We start from the raw sequence: 230 nt of genomic DNA on the forward strand, positions 1-230 counted from the left end.
GCTACGTGGTCAACTTCATCGACCGCGTGAACATCGGCTTCGCCAAGCTGCAGTTCCTGCAGGACCTCGGCCTGAGCGAGGCCGCGTTCGGTGCCGCGACGGCCATCTTTTTCATCAGCTACGCGGCGTTCGAGGTACCGAGCAATCTGGTGCTGGCGCGGATCGGCGCGAGCCGGACGCTGATGCGCATCATGGTGCTGTGGGGGCTGTGCACGATCGCGCAGATGTTC

Annotated in this window: 1 protein-coding gene; it reads left to right on the forward strand. The window is 63.9% G+C overall.

Annotated features, from left to right (window positions below):
* Positions 1-230 (forward strand): MFS transporter (locus SB816_RS35430; RefSeq protein WP_410548676.1); only part of this gene is annotated, 230 nt, incomplete at both ends.

The sequence above is a fragment of the Achromobacter sp. SIMBA_011 genome, from assembly GCF_046535435.1.
GTDB classification, from domain to species: domain Bacteria; phylum Pseudomonadota; class Gammaproteobacteria; order Burkholderiales; family Burkholderiaceae_B; genus Achromobacter; species Achromobacter dolens.